General features: G+C 60.6%; 4 protein-coding genes and 1 tRNA gene. 4 read left to right on the top strand and 1 reads right to left on the bottom strand.

Annotated features, from left to right (window positions below; all coding sequences use genetic code 11):
• Nucleotides 1–325: 325 nt before the first annotated feature.
• Nucleotides 326–401 (bottom strand) — tRNA-Met (locus FJ404_18875).
• 343 nt (nt 402–744) lie between these two features.
• Between FJ404_18875 and FJ404_18870 the strand changes: the two genes are divergently transcribed.
• Genes FJ404_18870 through FJ404_18855 form a run of 4 tightly spaced genes read left to right on the top strand, consistent with a single transcriptional unit; the run spans nt 745 to nt 7,149 of the window.
• Nucleotides 745–2,031, top strand: coding sequence for an efflux RND transporter periplasmic adaptor subunit (locus tag FJ404_18870; protein MBM3824915.1), 1,287 nt, complete (start codon nt 745–747; stop codon nt 2,029–2,031).
• Nucleotides 2,032–2,078: 47 nt separating this feature from the next.
• Nucleotides 2,079–5,288 (top strand): efflux RND transporter permease subunit, encoded by a 3,210-nt coding sequence (locus tag FJ404_18865; protein ID MBM3824914.1) that lies wholly within the window; start codon nt 2,079–2,081, stop codon nt 5,286–5,288.
• Nucleotides 5,285–5,812 (top strand): sigma-70 family RNA polymerase sigma factor, encoded by a 528-nt coding sequence (locus FJ404_18860; protein MBM3824913.1) that lies wholly within the window; start codon nt 5,285–5,287, stop codon nt 5,810–5,812. Before FJ404_18865 ends, FJ404_18860 begins: the two co-directional genes overlap by 4 nt.
• Nucleotides 5,680–7,149, top strand: coding sequence for a FecR domain-containing protein (locus tag FJ404_18855; GenBank protein ID MBM3824912.1), 1,470 nt, complete (start codon nt 5,680–5,682; stop codon nt 7,147–7,149). Before FJ404_18860 ends, FJ404_18855 begins: the two co-directional genes overlap by 133 nt.
• The last annotated feature ends 85 nt before the right edge of the window (nt 7,150–7,234 follow it).

Here is a 7,234-nt window from a genome sequence, read left to right as displayed (position 1 = left end):
CGGAATGGTGAGTAACTTGAGCATCAAGTTAGTCGGGAGGTTGAATCACTCGCCCTGACGATGAAGGCAGCCGACCCCATCGGGGAGACAGCCCGCGAGTTGATTCATGATCCTAAACGGTGCAGTTGCCCTTGCCGAATCTGCGCAAGGTCTTGGCGATAAAGCCGCTCTGCCCAACTCGACGTATCACCTCATCGGATACGCCTCGTCGTGCATCGCGGCTTTCTCGCTCAAGCCTTTGCGCATCTTCGACACGCTCAACTGCTCCATTTAGGATGAACTCCGCTCCGAGATGAGCGAGCGAGACGAGGGGTGAAGCTGAATTTGGTGGGCCCACTCGGATTTGAACCGAGGACCAAACGATTATGAGTCGTCTGCTCTAACCGCTGAGCTATGGGCCCTCCCACCGCGGAATCGTAGCGGGGAGAATCCGGAAAGTCCATGGCGGAGGCATGCCCCTAAATCCGCGGGCTAGAATTCCGACGGAATCGCGAAAGGCGGTTCGCGCGGCTGAAAGAAGCGCGGATTTAGAACGGCCCGCTGTCGCGGGCGTGATCGATGGAATGTCGATGATGCGAACCTGTCCAACGCACCTCCGGGCGTCGTGAAAACATGCGTTGCTGCGTGTGACGCGTGGAATTGGGGCGTGCCCGGACGCAACTTCAAAAGGCACGAGATGTTGCATGCTCCGAGATCGACGGTCAGGAAAATAGCCTCTTGATCGTTTATGGGGTTGCAGCGTGCATGACCCAGCCCCCAGCCTATCCAATGGTCTCCCGCGATAACACCGGCAAGAGTTCGGACTGGCTCGCGAGACTGTCGCGTGGTTTGCCTCCGGTGCTGCTGCTCGCCGGGGGATGGGCCGGATTCGTGATCCTGTCACGGGAAGCCGTGAAACCCAAGAGTCCGCCCGCCACCCCGCAAGCGCTCCGGACCCAAGTGCAGGAACTTGTGCCTCGAGATTTTCCGGTCGTCGTCCGAGCCCAAGGGGTCGTGCGACCCCACAACGAGATCTCGTTGAGCCCGCTGGTGGCAGGCAAGGTCGCCCGACTGAGTCCGGCGTTTCAGGAAGGCGCGTTTTTCGAATCAGGCGAAGTGCTGTTGGAATTGGAGGCCGACGATTATCGAACCGCTTTAGCCGTGGCTCAGGCCCGAGTTCTGGGCGCGAGTGCGGCCCTGCAACTGGCCCGACTCAGCCATCTGCGGGACCAGGAAAGTTTGAAGTCCAACCTCATTCCCCAAGCCCAGGCGGATGTGTCTGCGGCAAGCCTTTCCCAAGCCCAGGCGGAACTTGATTCCGCGCAGGCGCAAGCGGAACGGGCACGACGGGACTTGGAGCGAACGTCCATTCGGGCTCCCTTCAAAGGGTGTGTGCGCAAACGATTCGTCGGGCTTGGTCAACTCGTCAGCCCGAGCGTCCCCCTCGGCACGATTTTCGCCATCGACGCGGTTGAAGTGCGGCTTCCGATTGCCGGAAGGGAATTGCCCTTTCTGAAAGTTCCTCAAACCGCCGGGGATCCGCCTCTGGACGTGGAATTTCGAAACGCCATCGGCGGGGCATCCGAGCATGTTTGGAAAGGCAAAATCGTCCGCAGCGAGGGGGCCCTGGATGAGAATTCCCTGGAATTGTTTGTGGTGGCTCGGGTGGAAGATCCGTTCGGACGGGAGTCGGGCCATCCGCCTTTGCGCGTCGGCCAGCCGGTGGTGGGATTCATTCAGGGCCAAGTGCTGACCAATGTCCTCGCTTTGCCTCGTGGGGCCGTCCGCCAATTGGACCGCATTCATTTGGTGAACAAGGAGAAGTTGACTCTGCGCGGAGAGACCATTCAGGCGGTGTGGTCTTCGGAGGACCACGTTGTGGTTCGGAATGAGCAGATTCCACCGGGATTTCTCCTGGCGACGACGCATCTCGTTTATGCTCCGGACGGCGCGAAGGTGGAGATTCTGCCCTCGCCCCGATCGGCGGTGGTGGCCGCGGCGGAGACCAATCGTGTTTCGGCGGGAGGCCGGGGGGAGCCGGTGAGGAACTAGGAATGAAGCCCAGATTGGAAAGAACGGGCAGCATGACATGATATGATATGATACGCTGGTTTGCCCAAAACAGCATCGCAGCCAATTTCCTGATGCTGGCCATTCTGGCTGGGGGCATCTGGGTGGGCCTCTTTCGAGTTCCCATGGAGGTGACGCCGGCCTTGAGCTGGAACACGGTGATGATCGAAATGCCCTATCGAGGGGCGACGGCGAAGGACGTGGAGCGGGCGATTTTGATTCCGGTGGAGGAAGCCTTGGAAGGTGTCAAGGGGATCAAGCAACTGAACGCGGACGGATCGAGAGGCATGGCCCGGTTCTTTCTGGATGCCGAGCCGGGGACGGACCTCCGGGAATTGCTGGAAGACGTGAAGGCCAGGGTGGATACCATCACGACGTTTCCGAACGAAACGGAGCGTCCTCGTGTGTTCATCCCCGAATCCGGAAATTACTTTGCGGTCTTGAAAGTGGCGATCACGGGAGACATGAGCGCGCACGATCTGAGGAAGGTTGCCCGGCGGGTTCAGGAGGACTTGCTCGAGATGCCGGGCATCAGCCGGGCCAGAGTGGAGGGCGGGAGGCGGCTGGAGATTAGCATTGAGGCGAAGGCGGACAAGCTGACGGCTTACCAACTCAGTTTCCAGGATTTGGCGGATGCCATCCGCCGATTCTCGATCGATTTGCCGGCCGGCGCCATTGACAGTCCGGGCGGCACCTTGATCGTTCGCACCCGCGGCCAGGCCTATGGGGAGAGTGAATTCGCCAAAATACCCATTCGATCGGCCCATGGGGCTGAGGTATTGCTTGGGGAGGTTGCGGACATTCACGATGGATTCGAGGAGGGCGACAAGCGGGTCGAGTTTGACGGGAAGAGAGCGCTCTTCGTTCAGGTGATGCGGACGGGACAGGAAAGCGCGATCGACATCTCGAACAAAGTCCGGGAGTACGTGCGCACCGCGTCCGCCCGATTTCCCCAGGGCATCTCCCTGGCCGTGTGGAACGACGAGTCGCGGGCGATCCGTGCCCGGCTCACCACGGTGACTTCAAACACACTCCAAGGCGGAGCGCTCGTGCTGCTGTTGCTGGGGCTGACACTGCGCCCTGCGCTGGCGTTCTGGATTGCGGTGGGCATTCCGGTCGCCCTGGCGGGCGGGGTGATGTTGATGCCCTGGTTCGGCTTGACGGCGAACATGATGAGCATGTTCGGTTTTTTCATTGTCATCGGCATTGTTGGGGATGACGCCATCGTCACCGGGGAAAACATCTACGAGAAACTGAAGTCCGGAATGAAACCCCTGGACGCCGTCGTGGCGGGAACGCTGGAAGTTTCAACGCCGGTGACCTATGGAGCGCTGACCACGATCGTCGCGTTTCTCCCGATGATGTTTTTCAAAGGGACTTGGGGGGACTATGCCCGGCAGATTCCTCCGGTCGTGGCTTCGGTGCTCTTGTTTTCGCTGCTGGCTTGCAAATGGTTGCTTCCGGCCCACCTCAAAAGCTTGCGCGTCGATGCACGCGCGAACGCGTTCGACCGAATGCAAGGCCTTGTCACCACGGGACTCGAACGATTTGTGAATGCCCTCTACGAACCGGCCCTTCGGAAAGCCGTTCGTCACCGCTATTCCGTGCTCGCGCTGTTCGTCATGATGGGATTGCTCATGGTCGGCTACTGCCTGGGCGGGCGCATGAAGTTCGTGTCCTTCCCCTCGGTGGACTCGCGCCGCATTACCGCCGTTCTCCGGCTGCCGGAGGATACGCCGCTGGAATCCACCGCCCGTTACATGGACCGCATTCTGGCGTCGCTTGAGACGGTGAAGCGGGAATTCGTGGATCCCGGTACGGGCGAATCTTTGATCCGGCACGTGACCCGGGTGGTGGGCGGATCGGAGAACCGAAGCAGTTTTTCAAAATCATCCGGTTTCGTTTCGGTGGAGATCCTGGATCCCAGCGAACGAACGACTCCGGGACCGCGCAACAGCCAGATTGCCAACCGGTGGACCGAGTTGATCGGACCCATTCCCGAAGCCCGCCTTTTCCGCGTCTTCTCGGAGCAGTCATTCGAAGGGGGGCGTGAGTACTCGGATGCCAACCTCCATCTTGAACTGAGGGGTCCAACGTCTCCCAAGAAGGCGGAGATTGCCGAAAGGATCAAGAAGCTTCTGGAAGATTCTCCGGGTATTCGAACCGCCTGGGCGCAGATCAATTACGGGCAGGACGAGCTGGAATTCAGTCTGAAACCGCGCGCCGCCGAACTGGGTTTGAATCAATACCTGCTTGCGCAGCAAATCCGGCAGGCTTTCTATGGCGAGGAAGCTCAACGGGTGCAACGGGGCCCCGACGACATTCGGGTCATGGTGCGACTGCCCAAGGAAGCCCGGGAAACGCTGCATACTTTGGATCAAATGCGGATTCGCACCCCTCGTGGCGCGACCGTGCCGCTCGCGACCGTGGCGGAAGTGCGTTTTACCAAGGCGCCTTCTTTTGTGGAACGCAACGATGGCGCGGAGATCATACGGATCGGAGCACAACCGCGGGACGAGGATGTCAACGTGGTGGCGTTGGCGAAGGAAATCGCGCCTCAAGTCGAGAGGATGTGTCTGGAGGGCGAGGAGATTTCGTTTCAGTTCAAAGGCTACGTCGACGAAGCCGAAGATTCGCGCCGGAGGACGATCCTGGGCACGGCGGCCTTGTTGCTGGCCATCTACGCGCTGCTTGCGATCCCCTTGAAATCACTCTCCCAACCGGTGTTCGTGATGCTTGTGATTCCGCTGGGCACGGTCGGGGCGTTGCTGGGTCATCTGGCCATGGGGATGACACCTTCCTATCTTTCCGTCTTTGGAATGCTCGCGCTGGCGGGCATCTCGGTGAATAATTCGCTGGTCATGGTGGACTACGTGAATCAGCGGCGGTTGGCGGGCGCCGGGTTGGAACAGGCCGCCGTCGAAGCGGGCGTCAGGAGGTTTCAGCCGATCTTGCTGACTTCGATCACGACTTTCGCGGGACTGATGCCGATGATTTTCGACGATTCCCTTGAGGCTCAATTTTTGATTCCGATGGCCGTGTCGATGGGTTTTGGGATTTTGTTCACGACCGCCATTACGCTGTTCCTGGTGCCGTGCTCGCTCCTGGCCGGGGCCGATATCAAGGAACGGGTTTCCGCGGCTTGGAGTTGGTACGGGCGTCCGTTCCGGACTCACCCCGGTCCCGACGGCGAAGCGGGTGCTTTGGGGCAGGCTCCAGGTGTGAGGGATCCGTCATGAGCCTGGACGAGGCAGAAATCCTGCAGGTGTTGATGAAGTGGCGCACGCGATTATCGGCCGCAGCCTGGACCGTGGTGCGGGATGCTCACGCGGCGGAAGACATTTTTCAAAATGCCGCCCTGAAGGCGATGACCCGGGAGGTGAGTTTCGAAACCCCAAGCGCTTTGATCTCCTGGGCCTTCATCACCGTTCGCCACGAGTCGATCGACTGGCTCCGACGTCACCGCCGGGAATCCGTGGGGCTGGGGGAAGGTGTTCTGGAAATGCTGGAAAGAGAATGGTCGATGAGCCGTCCGTACTCCTCCGGCGCCAAGACGGAGGCTTTGCGGGACTGCTTGTCCGAGGCGTCACCCACGGCGCGCGAGCTGCTACGCCTGCGTTATTTCGAGGGATGCAGTTGCGAGGAAGTCGCGGAACGGATGGGGATCGGCATTACCGCCGTCTACAAGCGGGTTTCCCGCCTGCATGGGATGTTGAAAGACTGCATCGAAGGAAAACTTCGCCGAGTCGCGGAAACCTCCTGACTGTACTCATGAAACCCGGTGCCGAAGAGTGGATGCTGCGCTGCCTTGACGGAAAAGCCACGGTCCAGGAACGCGAGGCCTGGGAAGCGCTCTTGCGCGACGACCCGGAAGCCCGTGCCTACCTGCGTGAACTTGCCGAGCAGGCTGTCCTCCTCGCCGACCTGGAGCGGACGACCTCAGAGAATTTTTCCCGAGCCGATCTCGGGGTGCTTTCCTCCTCCTCCACGGCTCAACCTCGCCACAAGGCTCGCTGGGCTCCGTGGGCACGCGGAGCGGTGGCGGCGGCGGCCCTGTTGGCATTGCTGGCCGTGGCGCTCTCCTGGTTGCGAACCACGGAGGCTCGATCCAAGCTCGCCCGAGTCACGCACGCCACCGGTTCCCGTCAGTTCTTGGGATCTCGGGGGGAGTTGGATTACGGATTGAATCCGGGCGTGAAATTGAGAGCGGGTGACACGATCGAGACCCGGTCCTGCGATGCCTGGGTTGAACTTGAATTGCGCGACGGCACGAAGATGACCATCGGCGGCCATTCGTCTCTGCGGCTGCTCGACGGGCTGGACGGCGGACTGCGGTTGAAGATGACCCGGGGCAATTTATGGGTCAGTCCGGGGAAAGCCGCTTCGGAGAATCTTGTGATCCAAACCCCGACGCTGGCGGTGCAGTCACGGGCGGCTCAGTTCGATGTCCAGGCTTCAGGCATCGAGACTCTGGTCCGGGTCAACGAGGGAGTAGGAAGCGTGGCTCGGGGATGGGATGGAGGCGTGGCGAAGCTGGGTGCGGGCCAGCAAATCCACAACGCCCTTGGACGCAAAGACCCGCTCCAGGCCTCGCCGCAACCGGCGCCCGTGCATCGATGGGAAACACCGTCGGATCGGAATAGCGCGGTCATTCTGGGCCGATGGTTTCCGGGTGAAGCCGGGGAGGCCATGGGTTGGGACGCCGAACCTCTCCTGTGGCCCGTTCCGGACCGCGAGCCTGTCCTGCTCTTCGCCGTTTCGTTCGTGGTGCCTGGCGCCGGCAAAGTCCCCCTCCAGTTGCGGGCTGGCTCCAAGCTGGTGTTCGAAGGGCGAACCGACCGGAAAGAGCGGGTGCGCTTCGGGTTCAGCACGCAGAAGATGCGCGGGGTGTATGCGGGCAAATTCGAGACGGATGTGCAGCCGGAAGAGTTGGGTGCCGAAGGTGCGGTTTGGCGTGTGGAATTGCCCTTGGAACGATTTCGCCCATTGCAGCCGCAGCTTTCCTCCAAACCCGACGGCCTGGAGATGACGGATCTTTACGCGTTGACGATTCGGGAAAATGCCGGCTTGGCGATCTTCCGAGCCGAGGTGTTACCCTAAAAACAGAAATTGATCAGCATCAGGAATCCCAACGGGATTCCGTCGCCGTGGGCATCGCCCATTCCGTGGCCCATTGAGAAAAACA

Source organism: Verrucomicrobiota bacterium (assembly GCA_016871495.1).
Lineage (GTDB): Bacteria > Verrucomicrobiota > Verrucomicrobiia > Limisphaerales > VHDF01 > VHDF01.
This window is presented reverse-complemented; position numbering and strand designations above follow the sequence as displayed.